This is a genomic window from Bacillus sp. Bwzl_19 (assembly GCF_054900515.1).
Window position 1 is genome coordinate 1,716,134 of the sequence record NZ_CM142729.1, and the last position, 21,026, is coordinate 1,737,159.

Here is a 21,026-nt window from a genome sequence, read left to right on the forward strand (position 1 = left end):
GAATCATGATGAGGTGAAAAAAATGAATGTCGGAAATATATCTACAGCGATGATTACCCCCTTTGACAGTAAAGGGAATGTAGACTTTCAAAAACTGTCTACATTAATCGACTATTTGTTGAAAAACGGCACGGATTCTTTAGTCGTCGCAGGAACGACCGGCGAATCTCCGACACTTTCAACGGAAGAAAAAATTGCACTCTTTGAATTTACAGTCAAAGAAGTGAACGGACGAGTGCCTGTTATTGCGGGTACGGGAAGCAACAATACGAAAGACTCCATTAAACTGACAAAAAAAGCTGAAGAAGCCGGCGTTGATTGTGTGATGCTTGTCACGCCGTATTATAATAAGCCTTCACAAGAGGGCATGTACCGTCATTTTAAGGCGATAGCTGAAGAAACGTCTCTTCCTGTTATGCTTTACAACGTGCCGGGCAGAACGGTCGCTTCACTTGCGCCGGAAACGGCCATCAGACTTGCGGAGATTCCGAATATCTCTGCGATTAAAGAAGCAAGCGGCGATCTTGATGCCATTACGAAAATCATTGCCGAAACGCCGGAAGATTTTTATGTCTATTCAGGTGATGACGGGTTAACGCTTCCTATTCTTGCAGTCGGCGGAAGAGGGGTCGTGTCAGTGGCCAGCCATATCGTAGGTTCTGACATGCAGCAGATGATTAAAAACTATACGAACGGGCAGACGGCAACCGCGGCACTGATTCATCAGAAGCTTCTGCCGATCATGAAGGAGCTCTTTAAAGCGCCGAACCCGGCTCCGGTCAAAACGGCGCTTCAGCTGAAGGGACTTGATGTCGGATCTGTGCGTCTTCCTCTTATCCCGCTGAATGAAGATGAACGTCTGAGCCTGAGCAGCGTCATCAGCGAACTGTAAGAAAAATTTATACAGTTAAAATACGCGGTCATTCTCATTTTTATCGTGAGTTTGACCGTTTTGTCTACATATTGGTTTTCCCTAAACCTTCCGCTTCTTCTTGTTTTCTAAAATTGATATCAGTTATAATAGGAACAAGTGATGATGGACGGGTATGAGACTAGGAGGATACAGATTTTGAAAAAGAAAAATACAGAAAACGTCAGAATTATCGCCCTTGGCGGTGTCGGAGAAATTGGGAAGAACCTATATGTCATTGAAATTGACTCAGACATATTTGTAGTAGATGCGGGGCTGATGCACCCTGAAAATGAAATGCTCGGTATTGATGTCGTCATTCCGGATATTTCCTACTTAGTAGAACGGGCTGACCGCGTGAAGGCCATCTTTCTGACACACGGACACGATGAAAACATCGGAGGCGTCTTTTATTTATTGAACAAGCTGTCGGTACCGGTATACGGAACGAAGCTTACGCTTGCTTTGCTGAGAGAAAAACTCAAGCAGTACGGGCATAATCGAAAAGCTGATTTACGTGAAGTTCATTCTAAATCAGTCATTACATTTGAATCAACAAAAGTATCGTTCTTTAAAACGATTCACAGCATTCCGGATTCAGTGGGAGTCAGCTTCAAAACATCACTTGGCTCTATTGTATGCACGGGAGACTTCAAATTTGACCAGACGCCTGCATATCACCAATCATGTGATATTGGCGAAATCGCTAAAATCGGAAACAGCGGTGTGCTTGCCCTGCTTTCTGACAGTGCCAATGCGGAGCGCCCGGGATACACTCCGTCAGAAGCAGATGTAAGCGGTGAAATTTCCGATGCGATGTACATTTCAGAAAATCGCGTCATCGTTGCCGTATTCGCGTCTAATATCAACCGGATCCAGCAAGTGATTCAGGCTGCCGCACAGAATGGCCGCAAACTTGCAATCGCCGGAAAAAATCTGCAAAACGTACTTCAGCTTGCACGAAAGCTCGGCTATATTGAAGCCGATGATGAACTGTTTATTCCGGTGCAGGATGTGAAAAAATATCCGAAGCGCGAAGTGGCAATTGTTACGGCAGGAAGCCATGGTGAGCCGTTAGCCGCTCTTACGCGGATGGCGAAGCAGGCGCACAAGCAGCTTAACATTGAAGAAGGAGATACCGTTGTCATTGCATCAACACCGATCCCGGGGCATGAATTGGTATATTCCAAAACCGTCAACCAGCTTGTCCGCGCCGGCGCTCAAGTCATTTTCGCCCAAAAACGCGTGCATGTGTCCGGTCACGGTTCACAGGAAGAATTAAAACTAATGCTTAATTTGCTAAAACCGAAATATTTAATTCCGGTAAACGGTGAAATCAGAATGCAAAAAGCGCATTCCAAAATCGCTGAAGAAATCGGCATGAAACGCAGCGACATTTTCTTAATTGAAAAAGGCGACGTCGTTGAATTCCGCGGCCAGAATGTGAAAATCGGGGATAAGGTCACATACGGAAATGTCCTGATTGACGGCCTCGGTGTCGGCGACATCGGCAACATCGTGCTGAGAGACCGCCGCCTGCTGTCACAAGACGGCATTCTCATCGTCGTGATTACGCTTGATAAGCAGAAAAAGAACCTCGTATCGGGTCCTGAAATCATTACGCGCGGTTTCGTATATGTCAGAGAATCAGAAGGTTTAATTGTACAAGCTACTGAGCTCGTCCGCTCCATCGTGACTGAAGCGACGGAAACATCTGCAGTGGAATGGTCCACGCTGAAACAAGCCATGCGCGATGCGCTGAACCAATTCCTTTATGAAAAAACAAAACGCAAGCCGATGATCATTCCGATCATTATGGAAGTATAATATACACAAAAGCCGGAGCGCATGATGCTGCGGCTTTTGTTTTTGTTCATCTCCGGATGGAAATCCGCATCTTTGTTCATAATACAAAGAGACATTCGGAAAGGGTGAAAAATAAAATGGATCATCGTATGGAAAACACCGAAGAACAGCAGCCCGAAAAATCAGATGCGAAAGACAGCCTTATGAGCAAAATTCAGCAGCTGGGAGAGACATCTCTGCCGCAAATGTCTCAGGATACCAATATTCACTGTCTGACAATCATCGGCCAAATTGAGGGGCATGTCCAGCTCCCGCCGCAAAATAAAACAACCAAATATGAACACGTCATTCCGCAAATCGTCGCCATTGAGCAAAATCCGAAAATTGAAGGCCTTCTGATCATTTTAAACACCGTCGGCGGCGATGTGGAAGCAGGTCTTGCGATTGCGGAAATGCTCGCATCCTTGTCAAAACCCACCGTCTCAATCGTACTTGGCGGAGGCCACTCTATAGGTGTGCCGATTGCCGTGTCATGTGATCATAGCTTTATCGCGGAAACAGCGACAATGACCATTCACCCCGTTCGGCTGACAGGTCTGGTTATCGGCGTCCCGCAAACGTTTGAATACTTGGACAAAATGCAGGAGCGGGTCGTCAACTTTGTGACCAATCATTCCAATATTTCCGAAGAAAAATTCAAAGAACTGATGTTTTCAAAAGGAAACCTTACCCGGGATATCGGAACGAACGTAGTCGGCAAAGATGCGGCTGATTACGGCTTAATTGACGCCGTCGGCGGCGTCGGACAGGCGATAAAAAAGCTGAATCAGCTGATTGAGGAACGAAAGGGCGAGGAAGGAAGGATGATTCAATGATCCTTTATACCGTCATGCCCCAAGAAGTCGTTTACGGTCATGAAGCAGAACAAAGCGTGCATGAACAGGTAGATTACGCCGGTGTGCCGCTGTTAGTTGAAATGAAGGGAAATGAAGCTGAAGTCGTACAGATTCTAAGTACGAACCCGATGGATTTTCTGAATCCGGACATCGCTCCGGGACAAAAAATTAAGTTGAAAATCTAACCGGCATTCAGTCCGTTTCTCAGGGGCAAAATATGCTATAATAGGGGAATCCTACAGAAAAATGCAGCCGGTAAAAGGCTGCTTTTCTTCATGATGTATGGTTTTACATTTTTTAACGCAGTAAGGTGATGAGTGTGGCAAAGAAAAAACGGAAATCTAAAAAGAAACAAGAGAGTAAGCTCAATATAAAATACGAGCTAAGCGGACTGCTCTGTGTTGCAATCTCGATTATTGCTGTTTTGCAGCTCGGCGTTGTGGGACAGACATTTGTGTACCTGTTCCGTTTTTTTGCCGGAGAGTGGTTTATTTTATGCTTACTGGCGCTGTTCCTTCTGGGAATTTCGCTGTTTTGGAAAAAGAAGAGTCCGAGTCTTTTAACGAGAAGAAAGGCGGGATTGTACTGTATTATCGCCAGTATTTTGCTGCTGTCTCACGTACAGCTCTTTAAAAATCTGTCCCATCATGGGTCGATTCAGTCGGCAAGTGTCATCGGCAACACGTGGGAGCTGTTTATGATCGATATGAAACAGCAGGCTGCCTCACCTGACTTGGGGGGCGGTATGATCGGCGCGGTACTGTTTGCAGCTGCCCACTTTTTATTTGCATCAACGGGTTCACAGATTATGGCGATCGTGCTGATCTTAATGGGACTGATTCTTGTAACGGGCCGTTCGTTGCAGGAAACGCTCAAAAAGTGGACGAGCCCCGTCGGCGGGTTTATCCGCGGGCAATGGCAGGCATTTCTTGAAGATATGAAAACAGTCAGAACGAATATGTCTTCGCCGAAAACGAAAACAAAAAAACGTGTTCAAAAGAAAAAAGAAGAGCCTGAACCGGAGGAAGAGGATGAGGAAATCATTTCGCCGATCATCCATTCAGAGCCGATTATTTCAAGCTTTTCAGATCGTGAGGAGCAGCGCGACGAGCCGCTGATTCCTGAAAAGACGCAGGAGACGGCACAAGCGGCACAAGAAGAGCCTTCCGGCGGCGTCCAAGACAGTGACGAAACGCCCGCGGCTCCGCCGATGACGTTTACAGAGCTGGAAAATAAGGATTATCAAATGCCTTCCTTGGACATACTGGCTGACCCGAAACATACCGGCCAGCAGACAGATAAGAAAAACATTTACGAGAATGCAAGAAAACTCGAGCGCACCTTTCAAAGCTTCGGCGTAAAGGCGAAAGTGACGCAGGTTCATCTCGGTCCGGCCGTCACAAAATATGAAGTATATCCGGACGTCGGGGTCAAAGTCAGCAAAATCGTCAATCTGAGCGATGACCTCGCGCTCGCGCTGGCCGCGAAAGATATCCGGATAGAAGCGCCGATTCCGGGCAAATCAGCAATCGGCATCGAGGTGCCGAATGCTGAAGTTGCGATGGTTTCCTTAAAAGAAGTGCTTGAATCCAAGCTCAACGACAAGCCGGATGCGAAGCTTCTGATCGGCTTGGGGCGAAATATTTCCGGAGAAGCCGTGCTTGCCGAACTGAACAAAATGCCCCACCTGCTTGTAGCGGGAGCAACGGGAAGCGGGAAAAGCGTATGTGTCAACGGAATTATTACGAGCATCCTGATGAGAGCCAAACCGCATGAAGTGAAAATGATGATGATTGACCCGAAAATGGTTGAGCTGAATGTATATAACGGCATTCCTCATCTGCTTGCGCCGGTCGTGACAGATCCGAAAAAGGCCTCACAGGCTTTGAAAAAGGTCGTCAATGAGATGGAGCGCCGCTATGAGCTGTTCTCCCATACGGGCACGAGAAATATAGAAGGCTATAATGATCATATCAAGCGGTCAAATGCCTCAGAAGAAGTAAAGCAGCCTGAGCTGCCGTACATCGTCGTGATCGTTGACGAGCTTGCCGATCTGATGATGGTCGCTTCTTCCGACGTGGAAGATTCGATTACGAGACTTTCCCAGATGGCACGGGCGGCAGGCATTCATTTGATTATCGCGACACAGCGGCCTTCAGTCGACGTCATTACCGGAGTGATTAAAGCCAACATCCCGTCGAGAATCGCCTTCAGTGTCTCATCTCAGACCGATTCACGGACGATTTTAGACATGGGCGGCGCTGAAAAGCTTCTGGGGCGCGGAGATATGCTGTTTCTGCCCGTAGGCGCGAATAAGCCGGTTCGGGTGCAGGGGGCATTCTTATCGGATGAAGAGGTTGAGCATGTCGTAGATCATGTCATCACACAGCAAAAAGCGCAGTATCAAGAAGAAATGATTCCGGAAGAAACTGCGGAAACACACAGTGAAGTAACGGATGATCTGTATGATGAAGCGGTCGATTTGATTATCGGCATGCAGACGGCTTCTGTCTCTATGCTTCAAAGACGGTTCAGAATCGGTTACACGAGGGCTGCCCGTCTGATTGACGCAATGGAGGAGCGGGGCGTCGTCGGGCCGTATGAAGGAAGCAAACCGAGGGAAGTACTATTATCAAAAGAACAATACGATGAGCTCTCTTCTTAAAAAGAAGAGGGCTTTCACTTAAAATAATACTGTCAAAATCATCCCTGTTTATTTTTTTATCAAAACATGATATAGTTGTCCCAATTGTTCAATAATTTAAGAAAGTGGTTTACGGAGGGGAAACATGTCTACAAAAGCTGACAATCGTCACTTGTATTTAAAAGTGATTGAGCGAATCAAAGAGGATATAAAAAACGGAATTTACACCGAAAAGGAAAAGCTTCCTTCTGAATTTGAGCTTTCAAAATCGATGGGTGTCAGCCGGGCGACTCTGCGTGAAGCTTTACGTATCCTTGAAGAGGAGCATGTGATTATCAGAAGGCACGGTGTGGGCACTTTCGTCCATACAAAACCGCTGTTTCTTTCAGGTATTGAACAGCTCAACAGCGTGACGAAAATGATTCAGCAAGCGAACATGGTGCCGGGTACGATTTTTTTGTCGTCCCAGGTCATTACACCGTCTGATGAAGATATTGCAAGATTCCGGCTTGAGCCTGAGCAGGAGCTTTTTTATTTGGAGCGCGTGAGAACGGCAAGCGGCACTCCGGTCGTTTACTGTTTAGATACGATTCCGATGGACATTCTGCCGAATTCTTTCTGTCATGAACAGGAGTCCATTTTTGATCTCTTGGAAAAAAACTCGGGATCGGTGATCAGCTATGCCGTTGCTGATATTGAACCGATCGGATATCACGATACGATTTCACCCGTTTTGGAATGTGAGCCGGAGACGTCGCTTTTATTATTGAAACAAACCCACTATAATCAGCATGATGAACCTGTATTATATTCATTAAATTATTTCCGCGCTGATAAGTTCCGCTTTCATGTTGTAAGAAAACGTTTTTAAAACAGACGCGTCATGTGTCTGTTTTTTTATTTGCGCCGTTCGTACATACTTTGTTTGCCGCAAGGCACAATAAAACAGGAAACAACCAAGTATAGTGAATGGGTGAATAAGTTGAGTAAGAAGAAAAATGGAACGAAAAATATCATTGCTTTGGCTTCTGTACCGCTCGTCATGACACTCGGGAATTCCATGCTGATTCCAGTGCTTCCGATGATTGAAAAGAAGCTGTCCATATCGTCTTTTCAAGTATCGTTAATTATAACGGTCTATTCGATTGTGGCGATTATTTGTATTCCGATTGCCGGATATCTGTCCGATAAATTCGGAAGAAAAAAGGTTCTTCTGCCTTGTCTTCTCATAGCCGGTGCGGGCGGTGCGCTTGCCGCAATAGCTTCCACCGCGTTCAAGCATCCATATCCCATTATCTTGGCGGGACGGGTGCTTCAGGGAATCGGTTCGGCAGGGGCGGCTCCTGTGGTGATGCCGTTTATCGGTGATTTGTTCAAGGGGGATGATGAGCGGATTACCGCGGGGCTCGGCGACATTGAGACGTCTAACACCGCCGGGAAAGTATTAAGCCCGATTATCGGGTCGCTCTTGGCCGTTTGGTTTTGGTTTATGCCATTTTGGTTCATTCCGTTTTTTTCGCTCATCAGTTTTTTTCTCGTTTTGTTTTTGGTGGCAAAGCCGGAGGAACAAAAAGAAGCGCCTTCTATTTCTGAATTTGTGAAAAATGTGGGCCGCATATTTAAGCGTGACGGACGCTGGCTCTTTACGGTGTTTATTATCGGCTGCGTGATTATGTTTTTGCTGTTCGGGGTTCTGTTTTATTTATCAGACTCGCTGGAGAAGAAATACGGAATTGACGGTGTGGCTAAAGGAGCGCTTTTGGCAATCCCGCTTTTATTTCTATCCGTCAGTTCATATATATCAGGCAGAAAAATCGGGAAAGACCAAGGCAAAATGAAGTTTTGCATCGTTTTCGGAATGAGTGCCGTGACACTGTCATTTATCGGCCTGTGGTGGAATCACAGTTTTTATTTATTATTTATCTTCTTGTGTGTCAGCGGTATCGGAATCGGAATGGCATTACCGGCTTTAGACGCTGTCATCACAGAAGGTGTAAACAACGAAGAATCGGGAACCATCACCTCATTTTATAACAGCATGCGGTTTATCGGAGTAGCGGCGGGACCGCCAATATTTGCTGCGCTGATGTCAAATGCGGGCTGGCTGATTTTTATTTTATCCGCTTTTTGCGGCATTGTATCAGTATTCTTAGCGCTGTTAAATATCTCTTCTCAAGCAAAAGAAAAAAAGGAATCATTAAAGACGGTGTAATCTGCACTTTCTTTTTTTATTTTATTTTGAATATTGACATGATACCGTCTGCTCGTTATCCTTTAATAGTTAAACATATTAACTATTAAAGGAGGGGGAAAAGAGTGCACGAAGAAAAAGTAAAACAGCTGATTCAGCGTTATTCTGATGTATACCTGCACGTCTTAAAAAAAATTGACAGCATTATCGCCGAGAAAGTGAACAAAGAGCTTACATTGGATCAATATTACATACTCCGCTATATTATGCTCAATCCCGATTGCAAATCAATTGAACTTGCCGCCGTGTGCCACGTCAACAAAAGCGCCATTACCTCTATGACGAACCGCCTGCATGAAAAAGGATACATCAAAAGAGAACGGAGCCAAAGCGACCGCCGGAGCATCCTGTTAAACGTCACGGAAAAGGGGACGGAAGTATTTCACCGTGTGGAGCGGCGGATTGAGGATCTCGTCCGTTCATATATTATGTATTTTGATGAAGACGAGGCGGAAATGTTCGTTAATACATACGAAAAATTATACAGATTGATGATGGCAGAGGAGGATCAGCAGACATAATGAAAAAAATTATCCAAGCCCGCTGGATCATCGCCGCGGCATGGATCGCCGCAACGGTGATATTTATGCTTACAGCGCCTGATATGGCTGAATTGACACGGGAGAAAGGCCAGATTTCCGTACCGGACGGATATTCCTCTTCAGACGCCCGCAAACTGATTGATGACATGTCTGATTCAGATGCACCGTCTTCTTCCGCCGTCATCGTCTTTCACGAAAAAGGCTTAATGACAGACAAAAAAGATCGTTTACAGAAAGCCGTCAGCACTTTGTCTGAACATAAAGAAGCGCTTCATATTAAAACGGTGACCTCATATTTCGGGGAAAAAAATGACGACATCAAAAAACAGCTGCTGTCAAAAGACAAACAAACGATGCTTGTTCAGCTGCAGCTTGATACATCAAAAAACAATATCATTGCAATAAAAAATAAAATTGATAAAGAGCTCAAACCGTACGGCGTATCATACGGCATTACAGGCCAGTCGCTGATTGACGAAGATGTGTTAAAAAGCTCTCAGGACGGCTTGGAAAAGACTGAATATATAACGGTTGCCTTTATCCTGATCGTGCTGATCCTTGTATTCCGGTCAGTGGTCGCGCCGTTTGTGCCGCTATTATCAGTATTAATCTCTTATTTAGTCAGCCAATCCATTGTCGCTTTTTTAGTCGATCAGCTGGATTTTCCGCTTTCAACCTTTACTCAGATTTTTATGGTTGCGATTATGTTCGGAATCGGCACAGACTACTGCATTCTGCTTCTCAGCCGGTTTAAAGAAGAACTGTCTCACGGCGCTGATATTAGAGAAGCGATCGTTGTGACCTACAAAACGGCCGGAAAGACGGTTTTGTACAGCGGCGGAGCGGTGCTGATCGGATTTGCCTGCATCGGATTTGCGACATTTAAGCTGTATCAGTCGGCAGCCGCCGTTGCAGTCGGTGTCGCAGTGCTGCTGCTTGCACTCATGACGATTGTGCCGTTTTTTATGGCTGTTTTAGGAAAAAGGTTGTTTTGGCCTGTCAGAGGCGATATTTCCCATCCTCAAAGCAAAGCATGGGAAACAGCAGGAACGTTCTCGTTTAAGCGGCCGCTTATCAGTCTGGCAATCGTCGCGGTATTTACCGTCCCGCCGATCCTTCTTTACAAAGGCGCGCTATCTTACAACAGCCTTGACGAGATCGGGGATAAATATGAATCCGTCCGCGCCTTCAATACGATTTCAGATGCATTCGGACCGGGAGAACTTCTTCCGGCAACAGTCGTCATAAAAAATGACGAGGCATTAAATACCGAAAAACACCTGATTGATATCGAAAAAATCAGCAGGGAACTTGAAAAGACAGAGGGTGTGAAAACGGTCAGAAGCGCCACGCGCCCTACAGGGAACGGATTGAATCAATTATTTGTCACAAATCAGGCAAAACAGCTCCAAGAAGGTCTAGGCAAAGGCAATACAGGGCTTGAAAAAATAACAGACGGATTAGGGAATGCCGCAAAGTCGTTAGCTGATTCACAGCCGCAGATCGAAGAGTCGGGGAAAAGCGTCAATCAGCTTATTGACGGGACATTGTCTCTGAAATCCGGGCTTTCTGATATAGGAGAGAACCTGAATAAGCTGCAGGCTGGCGTGAACAAGAATAAAGCCGGTGTCGCTCAAATGAGAAAGCAGATTGAAGAGCAGAAACAAATGCTGTCTGCGCAGCTCAGTCAAAGCAGCGGTCTCGCATCAGAAACGCAAAACGCTTTAAAACTGGTAAAAACCCTTCTGCCGATGAAAAATGAAGCCAGCAGGCAGCTTGCCGATCTGAACAAGCAGCTTGACCGGCTGCCGTTTGCAAAATTGGAAGCGTCGGTACCGGCAGTAAAAACCGATCCCTCCTATCAAGAGATCAAATCGGCTTTTACAAGCGTTCAGTCAGCCGTTTCCAAAGCAAATGCAGACGCAGAAGCGTTTTCTAAACAGGTCGACAGTCAAAAGGATAATCTGCAGCAAGCGGAAAAACAATTTGCCCGGCTGTCAGCCGCTCAACAGAAGATTGACACTCAAATTAACGCAATGATCAACGGCCTGACCAGAATTGAAAACGGCCTTCAGCAAGTATCAGACGGACAGGGGGCTCTCGCCGGACAAATGCCGCGTCTTGAATCGGCGGCAGGACAGCTTGCGGAGGGCCAGAAAAAAATGCAAAGCGGCCTCGGTGATTTTTCTTCCCAGCTCAGTGATCTTTCTTCCGGGCTTAACGATAGTGTAAAAGGGCTTAAGAAGGTTTCAAGCGGCATGATGGGGGCGAATGATTATCTGGGTGAACTTCATAAGGCGTCAGACAAAGAAATGGCGGGCTGGTTCGTGCCGCAAGACGCATTGAAAAGCAGTGATTTCAAAAGCGTGTTTAATACGTACATGTCAGAAGACAGAAAAACGACAGAATTGACCGTCGTTCTTGATAACAATCCTTATTCAAATACGGCCATTCAAGATATTCAAGCGATCAAAGCGAGCGTAAAAAGGGTCATTCCGAATACGGATTTGAAGAATGCCTCTTTCGGCGTCTCCGGGGTCTCGAGCATGAATGCCGATTTAAAAGAAGTATCGGATTCAGACTTCAAACGGACGGCGATGTTTATGCTGGCGGGCATTTTTCTGATTCTCATCGTCATGCTGCGTTCCCTCATTATGCCTGTTTATTTAGTGGCTTCGCTCGTCCTGACGTATTTCGCATCCATCGGCGTGACGGAGTACATCTTTACACACTTTTTCGGGTATCCGGGGGTGAACTGGGCCGTGCCGTTCTTCGGCTTTGTCATTCTGATGGCTCTGGGCGTGGATTATTCCATCTTCCTGATGGACCGTTTTAATGAGCTGAAAAAAGAAGGAACGGAAGCGGCAATGATCAGCAGTATGAAAAATATGGGCTCAGTCATCATTTCTGCGGCAATTATTTTAGCGGGAACCTTTGCGGCCATGCTGCCGTCAGGCGTTCTTTCCCTTTTGCAGATCGCAACCGTGGTATTAACCGGCCTTCTCATGTACGCAATTGTTGTCCTTCCGTTTTTTGTACCGGTCATGGTGAAAATATTCGGAAGAGCCAACTGGTGGCCTTTCAATTTGAAAAAATAACGTACAATGCCTCTGCCTGGTTTTCGGGCAGAGGTTTTTTGTTTCCTTATAAATCCTCCAGTTGATATAATTACATCTGCGCACTCTTTTTTGCGAATGCTGAAATTTGGTCATAATACATAATATGAAAGAATGAACGAAGGAGGTTTCACATGACTTACGTAAATGAAATGAAGTCAAAACACGGCGGAATCACCGCCCACATCGTAAAGACTGAAAAATTTAAAACCGTTTCACTGACGTTTAAAATGCTGGCTCCTTTAACGAAAGAGCTTGTAACAAAAAGGGCGCTGTTTCCGCATGTGCTTCTCCGCGGGACAGAAAGCCGGCCGAAAACGGCTGATTTGCGTTCTTATTTTGATGAACTGTACGGCACATCCGTTTCCGCTGATTTGACAAAAAAGGGAGAACGTCATGTTATTACGTTCCGGCTTGAGATTCCCAATGAAAAGTATCTGAAGGACCGCACACCGTTATTGGAAAAAGGTCTTCAGCTTTTATCAGAGCTTGTCTTTTCGCCTGCTTTGGAAAACGGCGCCTTCCTGCCCCTTTATGTCACGCAGGAAAAACGGACCCTGAAACAGCGGATTCAAGCCGTATATGACGATAAGATGAGATATTCTAATCTTCGTCTCGTTCAGGAAATGTGCAAAAGCGAACCATATGCCCTTCACGTCAACGGTGAGTTCGATGATGTTGAACACATTACTCCGGAAGACCTGTATGAAGCCTATCAAAAAGCCATACGCGAAGATCAGCTGGACCTGTATGTCATCGGCGACGTTGACACAGATCAGGTGAAAACAGCCGTTGATACGTATTTTAAAACGGACGAACGGGCGCAGCAGCCTTTAGAAAGAAGCATGGCGAATGAACAGCCTGATCCGAAGGAAGTTATTGATGAAGAGGACGTCAAACAGGGCAAGCTGAATATCGGATTCCGGACCAATACGACATACACAGACCCGGACTATCCTGCATTGCAAGTGTTTAACGGGCTCTTTGGAGGTTTCTCTCATTCAAAACTGTTTATGAATGTCCGTGAAAAAGCGAGTCTCGCATATTATGCAGCCTCAAGGGTGGAAAGCTTCAAAGGGCTCTTGATGGTCATGTCGGGTATTGAAGTGAAAAATTACAAGCAGGCCGTCACCATTATTGAAGAACAGTTTCAGGCGATGCAGAACGGTGACTTTTCAGAAGACGATATCGCCCAGACAAAAGCCGTTATTAAAAACCAAGTATTAGAAACGATCGATACGGCATACGGCTTAGCGGAATTTCTGTACCAGCAGGCCTCAGCCCAAGTGGAGATACCGATCGAAACATTCCTTGACAATATTGAGAAAGTGACAAAAGAGGACATTGTCAATGTCGGAAAGAACATTAAGCTGGATACGACTTATTTCTTAAAAGGGACGGGGGGAGCATCTTGACTAAACCGATAAACTTCGAACAGCTTCAAGAAACGCTGTATCATGAAAAAATGGCAAACGGCCTTGATGTCTATGTGCTGCCGAAACAGGGCTTTAATAAAACATACGCCGTGTTTACGACAAAGTACGGTTCCATTGACAATCAATTCGTTCCTTTAAAAAAGGAAGAAATGGTTCACGTCCCTGACGGAATCGCGCATTTTCTTGAGCATAAACTGTTTGAAAAAGCGGACGGCGACGTGTTTCAGGACTTCAGCAAGCAGGGGGCATCGGCAAATGCCTTTACGTCATTTACACGAACCGCTTATCTGTTCTCCAGTACCTCAAATGTAGAGCAAAACCTGGAAACGCTCGTGGATTTTGTCCAGGACCCGTATTTCACGGAAAAATCAGTGGAAAAAGAAAAAGGCATCATCGGCCAAGAAATTAACATGTATGATGATAATCCGGATTGGCGGCTGTTTTTCGGCCTCATCGAAAATATGTATAAAGACCACCCTGTGAAAATTGACATTGCCGGAACGGTGGAAAGCATCTCTCATATTACGAAAGATCTTCTGTATGAGTGCTACGAAACGTTTTATCATCCGAGCAATATGCTGCTCTTTATCGTCGGCCCTGTAGATCCTGAAGCGATCATCAGCCAGGTGCGGAAAAACCAGGAGAAAAAGCCGTTTACAGATCAGCCTGAAATCAAACGTGAAGAAGTTCGGGAGCAGGAAGCGGTTTTCCGCCGGGAGCAGGAATTAAAAATGAACGTCCAAGGCTCAAAATGTCTGGTTGGCCTAAAGGCGAAAGACCCATATAAAACGGGACGGGAGCTATTGAAGCACGAGCTCAGCATGAACCTCATGCTTGAGTGTCTTTTCGGAAAAAGCTCACCGCATTACGGCGACCTATACGACAAAGGCTACATTGATGAAACCTTCAGCTTTGATTATACGGCTGAATACGGATTCGGTTTTGCCTCTGTCGGAGGAGATACACCGGAGCCGGATAAGCTCGCTGACGAATTAAAACAGATGCTGCTTGATGCAGGATCTGCCGTGACCGAGGAAAAACTTGACCTGGCGAGAAAAAAGAAGATCGGGTCATTTTTAAAAGCGCTGAATTCGCCTGAATATATCGCCAACCAATTCACACGCTACGCCTTTTTAGACATGAGTCTGTTTGATGTCGTAACCGTATTGGAGCAGATTACGCCGGAAGACGTGGAGCGGGTCATCAAAGAAGAAATATCAGAAGACAGGCTGACAGTCTGCAAAGTCGTGCCGAAATCATAACAAAACATCCCTCGCGCCCTGAGGGATGTTTTTCTGGGGAAAGAAGGAATGTTGATTGATGAAACAGACAGCGCTTGTAACCGGAGCAAGCGGCGGAATCGGACAAAGTATAAGCGAAGTCCTCGCAAAAAACGGATATGACGTACTTTTGCATTATCATTCTAATAAAGAAGCAGCAGCCGGGCTTGCGGAAAGACTGAGCGCATCATTCGGAGTAAAAGCTTCCGTTATTCAGGCGGATCTGTCCTCACCAGACGGCGCGAAAACACTCAGCCGCTCCGTCAAACAGCCTGTGGACGCTCTGATATTAAACAGCGGCAAAAGTCATTTCGGCCTGATTACGGACGTTACGGATGACACGGCGCGGGAGATGGTTCAGCTGCATGTGACGAGCCCCTTTCTTCTGGCGCGTAATCTGGTGCCCGGCATGATCCGGAAAAAAAGCGGGGGCATCGTCGCGATCGGCTCCGTCTGGGGTGAAACAGGCGCGTCGTGCGAAGTATTATACAGCATGGTTAAAGGAGCGCAACATTCGTTCGTCAAAGCGCTTGCCAAGGAGCTTGCTCCGAGCGGCGTCCGGGTGAATGCAGTCTCACCGGGCGCCGTTGATACGAATATGCTTGATCAGTTCACGTCTGATGAAAAAGAAGCATTAGCAGAGGAAATTCCCGCGGGCAGGCTGGCAAGGCCGGAGGAAATCGCCGAAGCGGCGGCCTTTTTATTGTCGGACAAGGCCTCTTATATTACGGGGCATATATTATCCGTAAACGGCGGCTGGCACTGCTGAAAAAAATGTATGTATAGTTTACATCTGCACGGACAAAATAATTTTGTAACAACAGATGAAATGGAGGAAGCCAACATGTCAGTATTAGAAAACTGGGATAATTGGAAGAATTTCCTTGGCGACAGATTGAACTATGCACAGGAAAAAGGGATGAGTGATGAAACGATCACTGACCTCGCTACAGAAATCGGCGGTTACCTTGCAAACGAAGTCGACTCGAAAAACCATCAGGAAAAAGTGCTTGCTGATCTTTGGAGCGTTGCTTCTGAAGATGAACAGCGCGCCATCGCAAATATGATGGTGAAGCTTGTTGAAAATAACAGCACTCATTAAGAGGGGGGATTTCTCCTCTCTTTTTTTATGTTTTCCTCTATAGAGCAACATTCTTCTTTCTAATTAGAGAAAAATGTTTTATGATAAAGGAAGGTAAAAATTTGCCACAATGGAGGGGGTATATCATTTGGCAAAGCTCGAATGGTATTTTGAATATGAAATTCAAGTGAACCGCCCCGGCCTGCTCGGGGATATTTCATCTCTTCTCGGGATGCTGTCAATTAATATTGTCACAATTAACGGTGTCGACCTTTCCAGAAGGGGAATGCTGCTCAGATGCCGGCATATAGATCAAATTAAACGACTGGAATCAATTTTAAAAACAATGGAGACCATTAAAGTAACGAAGCTGAGAGAACCGAGGCTTCGCGACCGTCTCGCAGTCCGCCACGGAAGATACATTCAGCGTGATGCCGATGACAAAAAAACCTTCCGTTTTGAAAGGGACGAGCTTGGTCTTTTGGTTGACTTTATGGCCGAGCTGTTTAAAAAAGAAGGACACAAACTGATCGGAATCCGGGGAATGCCGCGGGTCGGAAAAACGGAGTCCATCGTTGCGTCAAGCGTCTGTGCCAGCAAAAGATGGCTTTTCGTATCATCAACGCTGTTAAAACAAACGATCCGGAGCCAGCTGGTTGCTGATGAATACAGCACGGAAAACGTGTTTATCCTCGATGGCATCGTTTCGACAAGACGCGGATCTGAGCGCCATCTTCAGCTCGTCAGTGAAATTATGAGGCTTCCGGCGACAAAGGTCGTGGAGCACCCCGATATTTTTGTGCAGAATACGGAGTATACGCTCGATGATTTCGATTATATTATCGAACTCAGAAATGATCCTGATGAAGTCATTACATATGAACATGCAGAAGAACCGCAAATGTTTGATCAGGCCGGTTTTTCAAGCTTTGATTTTTAATATTGGAAGGTGTTTGTTGTGACAGAATTAGCAATCCGGCTTAAAGAAGCCAGAGAGGAAAAAGGGATGTCATTGGATGAACTCCAGGCGGCGACCAAAATTCAGAAAAGATACTTAACCGCTCTGGAAGAAGGCTCTTATGACGTCATTCCCGGCAATTTTTATGTACGGGCGTTTATCAAGCAATACGCTGAGGCTGTCGGGCTTGATTCAGACCAATTATTTGAAGAATATAAAAAAGACATCCCTAACACGTATCATGACGATGTGTCGGAAAAAATCTCCGGCCTCGCCATGCAAAGGGAACTGCCTAAGTCCGCTTCAAAGGCGGCAGAATGGCTTCCGACCGTCCTTATTGTCATCGGTGTCATTATCGTCATTGCGATCGTGTATGCGATTATTCAGCTCGGAATGAGCAAGTCCGGGCAGACAGACGGGGATAAGGCCGCCACCCAAAGCGAGAGCAAGTATGAGATTCCTAAGGATTCCGCGCTGAAAAATGACGGCAATACAAATGACACGCAAACTGACAGCAAAAAGGACACAAAAGAGCCAGAGCAGAAAAAGAAAGAAAAAAGCAGTGAAAAAACAGAGATCAAAGCGGCCGGAACGGAAGGATCCGCTTCTTCATACGACGTTTCCGGGGCTGATAAGTACAAGCTTGAACTGATTGCTTCAGATAACGCATGGATACGCGTCCGTGATGACAGCGGCGGTTCTTTAAAAGAAGGAACGCTGCAAAAAGGTGAAACCTATAAAAAAGACATCACGGATCAAAAGCAGATTGAAATACGCACGGGCTATGCCCCTAACCTGAAAATTAAAATCAACGGAGAGGTTCTGTCTTATGAACTCAATCCGCATGATGTGATGGCGCAGACAATCACAATCAAGATGAAAAAATAAAAGGGGAAAAAGTCATCTGAACGATTAAGATGACTTTTTCTTCACGTCCGAGTACATATATTGGAGGGGCTTTATGTTTAACTTACCGAATAAAATCACACTGGCAAGAATCGCTTTAATTCCTGTATTTATGATTATCATGCTTGTTCCTTTTCAATGGGGCAGCCTTCATATAGGAGATGAATCGATTCCGGTCGCACATCTTGCGGGAGCTGTTTTGTTTATTATTGCATCAACGACTGACTGGGTGGATGGCTACTACGCCAGAAAGCTGAACCTCGTGACAAACTTCGGAAAATTTTTAGATCCGCTGGCTGACAAACTGCTGGTGTCCGCGGCATTAATTACGCTTGTGCAGTTTGACCTTGCGCCGGCGTGGATGGTCATCGTCATCATCAGCCGCGAATTTGCCGTAACGGGGTTAAGGCTTGTCCTGGCAGGAACGGGAGAAGTCGTAGCCGCCAATATGCTGGGGAAAATTAAAACATGGGCCCAGATCATCGCTGTTGCCGCGCTTTTGCTTCATAATCTTCCGTTTGAGCTCGTTTCTTTCCCATTCGGCGATATCGCTTTATGGGTGGCCGTGCTCTTCACAGTCATTTCCGGCTGGGATTATTTTGCGAAGAACTGGGATGCGTTAAAAACATCTAACTGAGAAAGAAGGACGTAAAGATGGAAATAGCAAAAAAAGCGGAAATCATTGCAGTCGGCTCAGAGCTTCTGCTCGGCCAGATCGCCAATACGAATGCGCAGTTTATCAGTAAAGAGCTGGCGGAAATCGGTGTAAATGTGTTTTATCATACCGCTGTCGGAGACAATCCGGAGCGGCTTAAGCAAGTCATCCGCATTGCGGAAGAGCGCTCAGACCTGATTATTTTTTCTGGCGGGCTCGGACCGACCAAGGACGATTTAACAAAAGAAACCATTGCAAACACTTTGGGGCGCCCGCTCGTTCTGAATGACGAAGCGTTCCGGTCGATTGAAGAGTATTTTGCGAAAACAAAACGGACAATGTCGCCGAATAACCGCAAACAGGCACTCGTCATTGAGGGCTCAGACGTTTTGGCGAATCATTTCGGCATGGCGCCGGGAATGCTTGCAGAGCACGGCTCAAGACTTTATATGCTGCTCCCTGGGCCGCCGAGCGAGCTGCGTCCGATGTTTGAAAATGAAGGGAAGCCGCTGCTTCTTAAAAAGCTCGGTTCAAATGAGAAGATCGTTTCAACCGTGCTGCGGTTTTTCGGAATCGGTGAATCGCAGCTTGAAGCTGACTTAGAAGATATCATTGATGCGCAGACGAACCCGACGATTGCGCCGCTTGCTGCCGACGGCGAGGTCACGCTGCGTTTAACGGCAAAACATGCCGACGAAAAAGAAACCGAGCGGCTTTTAAAAGAAACGGAAGCCGCCATTTTGGAACGTGTCGGTGAATTTTTCTACGGATATGATGATACGTCGCTGGTGAAGGAGCTTTCAAAAGCATGCAGACAAAACGGAATCACGATTTCCTCTGCCGAAAGCTTTACCGGCGGCCTGTTTTCAGAGTGGGTGACTGATTTAAGCGGCGCTTCTCAACTATTTGCGGGGGGCGTTGTCTGCTATTCCGACAGCGTGAAACAAAATGTGCTCGGCGTGAAAGCTGAAACGCTCGCAGAAAGCGGAGCGGTCAGCAAAGAGTGCGCGAAAGAGCTTGCCGCCGGTGTAAGAAAGCTGACCGGAAGCGATATCGGCATCAGCTTTACCGGTGTTGCGGGCCCTGATCCGCAGGAAGGGCATGCCCCGGGCCTCGTCTTTATCGGTATTTCCGCTGAAGGCAAAGAAGAGGTGCACGAATTTAACTTTGCCGGCTCAAGAACCGGAGTCAGAAAGCGCGCCGCTAAATACGGCTGCCATCTTATTTTGAAAATGCTGGATCAAAAATAAAGTTTTAAAGAGACGTTTTCTCTGATTTTTAAGTTTTACAAGGGGAATAATGCTCTTTTTAAGAAAAGCGAACGCGGAAAAAATCCGAATATGCGTTCGCTTTTTTCTTGGCAAATGTCAGTAAACAAGGTATAGTATATGTAGTGGCAAGATAAAGGAGGAAAAAAATAAATGAGTGATCGTCAGGCAGCCTTAGATATGGCTCTTAAGCAAATAGAAAAACAATTCGGCAAAGGTTCCATCATGAAGCTCGGAGAAAAAACGGATACAAGAATTTCAACGGTGCCGAGCGGTTCCCTTGCACTTGATACCGCTCTCGGAATAGGCGGATACCCGCGCGGACGGATTATTGAAGTATACGGACCTGAAAGCTCAGGTAAAACGACTGTAGCGCTTCACGCAATCGCTGAGGTTCAGGAAAAAGGCGGACAGGCAGCATTTATTGATGCCGAGCATGCTCTTGATCCTGTGTACGCGCAAAAGCTCGGTGTCAATATCGAAGAGCTGCTGCTTTCTCAGCCGGATACGGGAGAGCAGGCGCTGGAGATTGCTGAAGCGCTGGTGCGAAGCGGAGCTGTCGATATCGTAGTCGTTGACTCTGTTGCGGCGCTTGTTCCAAAAGCTGAAATTGAAGGTGACATGGGTGATTCACACGTCGGTTTACAGGCGCGTCTCATGTCTCAGGCGCTCCGTAAGCTTTCCGGCGCCATCAATAAATCTAAAACAATCGCAATCTTTATTAACCAGATTCGTGAAAAAGTCGGCGTTATGTTCGGAAATCCGGAGACGACACCGGGCGGCCGCGCGCTGAAATTCTATTCTTCCGTGCGTCTTGAAGTGCGCCGTGCCGAGCAATTAAAGCAGGGCAACGACGTTATGGGGAATAAAACGAGAATTAAAGTCGTAAAAAACAAAGTCGCTCCTCCGTTCCGTACGGCTGAAGTGGACATTATGTACGGTGAAGGAATCTCCAAAGAAGGGGAAATCATCGACCTTGGAACTGAACTTGATATCGTGCAGAAAAGCGGCTCGTGGTATTCTTATGAAGAAGAACGCCTCGGACAGGGCCGTGAAAACGCCAAGCAGTTCTTAAAAGAAAATAAAGACATCATGCTGATGATTCAAGAACAAATCCGTGAACATTACGGTTTGGACAATAACGGTGTTACGGAAAAAGCGGAAGAAGTTCAGGAAGAGCTTGAATTCGAAGAATAAAAGCACGATAAAAAGAGCGGAATAAGCAATTTCCGCTCTTTTTTTGTGTGTTTCAAAAAACACTGGCTGTTTCGGAAAAT

18 protein-coding genes are annotated in these 21,026 nt (G+C 46.2%); all 18 read left to right on the forward strand.

Annotation, left to right across the window (positions count from 1 at the left end):
- Window positions 1–22 precede the first annotated feature (22 nt).
- The 18 genes from dapA (at window position 23) to recA (ending at window position 20,946) form a co-directional block, all read left to right on the forward strand.
- Complete coding sequence (gene dapA / locus ACW5MY_RS09055) at window positions 23–892, forward strand: 4-hydroxy-tetrahydrodipicolinate synthase (protein ID WP_003154166.1); 870 nt, start codon at window positions 23–25, stop codon at window positions 890–892.
- 177 nt (window positions 893–1,069) lie between these two features.
- The gene (gene rnjB, locus ACW5MY_RS09060; protein WP_289394402.1) at window positions 1,070–2,737 is read left to right on the forward strand and encodes a ribonuclease J2; all 1,668 of its coding nucleotides are present in this window, start codon (window positions 1,070–1,072) and stop codon (window positions 2,735–2,737) included.
- Between the two features lie 116 nt (window positions 2,738–2,853).
- Window positions 2,854–3,591 (forward strand): ClpP family protease, encoded by a 738-nt coding sequence (locus ACW5MY_RS09065; RefSeq protein WP_013352304.1) that lies wholly within the window; start codon window positions 2,854–2,856, stop codon window positions 3,589–3,591.
- Window positions 3,588–3,797, forward strand: coding sequence for a YlzJ-like family protein (locus ACW5MY_RS09070; protein ID WP_013352305.1), 210 nt, complete (start codon window positions 3,588–3,590; stop codon window positions 3,795–3,797). Before ACW5MY_RS09065 ends, ACW5MY_RS09070 begins: the two co-directional genes overlap by 4 nt.
- Window positions 3,798–3,931: 134 nt before the next feature.
- The gene (locus tag ACW5MY_RS09075; RefSeq protein WP_013352306.1) at window positions 3,932–6,277 is read left to right on the forward strand and encodes an FtsK/SpoIIIE family DNA translocase; all 2,346 of its coding nucleotides are present in this window, start codon (window positions 3,932–3,934) and stop codon (window positions 6,275–6,277) included.
- A 124-nt stretch (window positions 6,278–6,401) separates the two neighbouring features.
- Window positions 6,402–7,127 (forward strand): GntR family transcriptional regulator, encoded by a 726-nt coding sequence (locus tag ACW5MY_RS09080; protein WP_013352307.1) that lies wholly within the window; start codon window positions 6,402–6,404, stop codon window positions 7,125–7,127.
- A gap of 111 nt (window positions 7,128–7,238) precedes the next feature.
- Window positions 7,239–8,468, forward strand: a complete 1,230-nt coding sequence (locus ACW5MY_RS09085) for an MFS transporter (RefSeq protein ID WP_462061866.1) — start codon at window positions 7,239–7,241, stop codon at window positions 8,466–8,468.
- Between the two features lie 104 nt (window positions 8,469–8,572).
- On the forward strand, window positions 8,573–9,028 hold the full coding sequence (locus ACW5MY_RS09090) for a MarR family winged helix-turn-helix transcriptional regulator (protein WP_013352309.1): 456 nt from the start codon (window positions 8,573–8,575) through the stop codon (window positions 9,026–9,028).
- Entirely contained in the window at window positions 9,028–12,147 is a 3,120-nt protein-coding gene (locus ACW5MY_RS09095) for an MMPL family transporter (protein WP_289394404.1), read from the forward strand. Before ACW5MY_RS09090 ends, ACW5MY_RS09095 begins: the two co-directional genes overlap by 1 nt.
- A gap of 152 nt (window positions 12,148–12,299) precedes the next feature.
- On the forward strand, window positions 12,300–13,580 hold the full coding sequence (yfmF, locus tag ACW5MY_RS09100) for an EF-P 5-aminopentanol modification-associated protein YfmF (RefSeq protein WP_013352311.1): 1,281 nt from the start codon (window positions 12,300–12,302) through the stop codon (window positions 13,578–13,580).
- The gene (yfmH, locus tag ACW5MY_RS09105; RefSeq protein ID WP_013352312.1) at window positions 13,577–14,863 is read left to right on the forward strand and encodes an EF-P 5-aminopentanol modification-associated protein YfmH; all 1,287 of its coding nucleotides are present in this window, start codon (window positions 13,577–13,579) and stop codon (window positions 14,861–14,863) included. The genes yfmF and yfmH overlap by 4 nt, the downstream gene beginning before the upstream one ends.
- 58 nt (window positions 14,864–14,921) lie before the next feature.
- Window positions 14,922–15,650, forward strand: a complete 729-nt coding sequence (ymfI, locus tag ACW5MY_RS09110) for an elongation factor P 5-aminopentanone reductase (protein WP_013352313.1) — start codon at window positions 14,922–14,924, stop codon at window positions 15,648–15,650.
- Between the two features lie 75 nt (window positions 15,651–15,725).
- Entirely contained in the window at window positions 15,726–15,983 is a 258-nt protein-coding gene (locus ACW5MY_RS09115; protein ID WP_003154150.1) for a DUF3243 domain-containing protein, read from the forward strand.
- Window positions 15,984–16,110: 127 nt separating this feature from the next.
- Window positions 16,111–16,902 (forward strand): DUF3388 domain-containing protein, encoded by a 792-nt coding sequence (locus ACW5MY_RS09120; protein WP_013352314.1) that lies wholly within the window; start codon window positions 16,111–16,113, stop codon window positions 16,900–16,902.
- 18 nt (window positions 16,903–16,920) lie between these two features.
- Entirely contained in the window at window positions 16,921–17,808 is an 888-nt protein-coding gene (locus ACW5MY_RS09125) for a helix-turn-helix domain-containing protein (RefSeq protein WP_013352315.1), read from the forward strand.
- 73 nt (window positions 17,809–17,881) lie between these two features.
- A complete protein-coding gene (pgsA, locus tag ACW5MY_RS09130; protein WP_013352316.1) occupies window positions 17,882–18,463 on the forward strand; it encodes a CDP-diacylglycerol--glycerol-3-phosphate 3-phosphatidyltransferase in 582 nt (193 codons plus the stop codon).
- 17 nt (window positions 18,464–18,480) lie between these two features.
- On the forward strand, window positions 18,481–19,731 hold the full coding sequence (locus ACW5MY_RS09135) for a competence/damage-inducible protein A (protein ID WP_013352317.1): 1,251 nt from the start codon (window positions 18,481–18,483) through the stop codon (window positions 19,729–19,731).
- 171 nt (window positions 19,732–19,902) lie between these two features.
- Complete coding sequence (gene recA, locus ACW5MY_RS09140; RefSeq protein WP_013352318.1) at window positions 19,903–20,946, forward strand: recombinase RecA; 1,044 nt, start codon at window positions 19,903–19,905, stop codon at window positions 20,944–20,946.
- The last annotated feature ends 80 nt before the right edge of the window (window positions 20,947–21,026 follow it).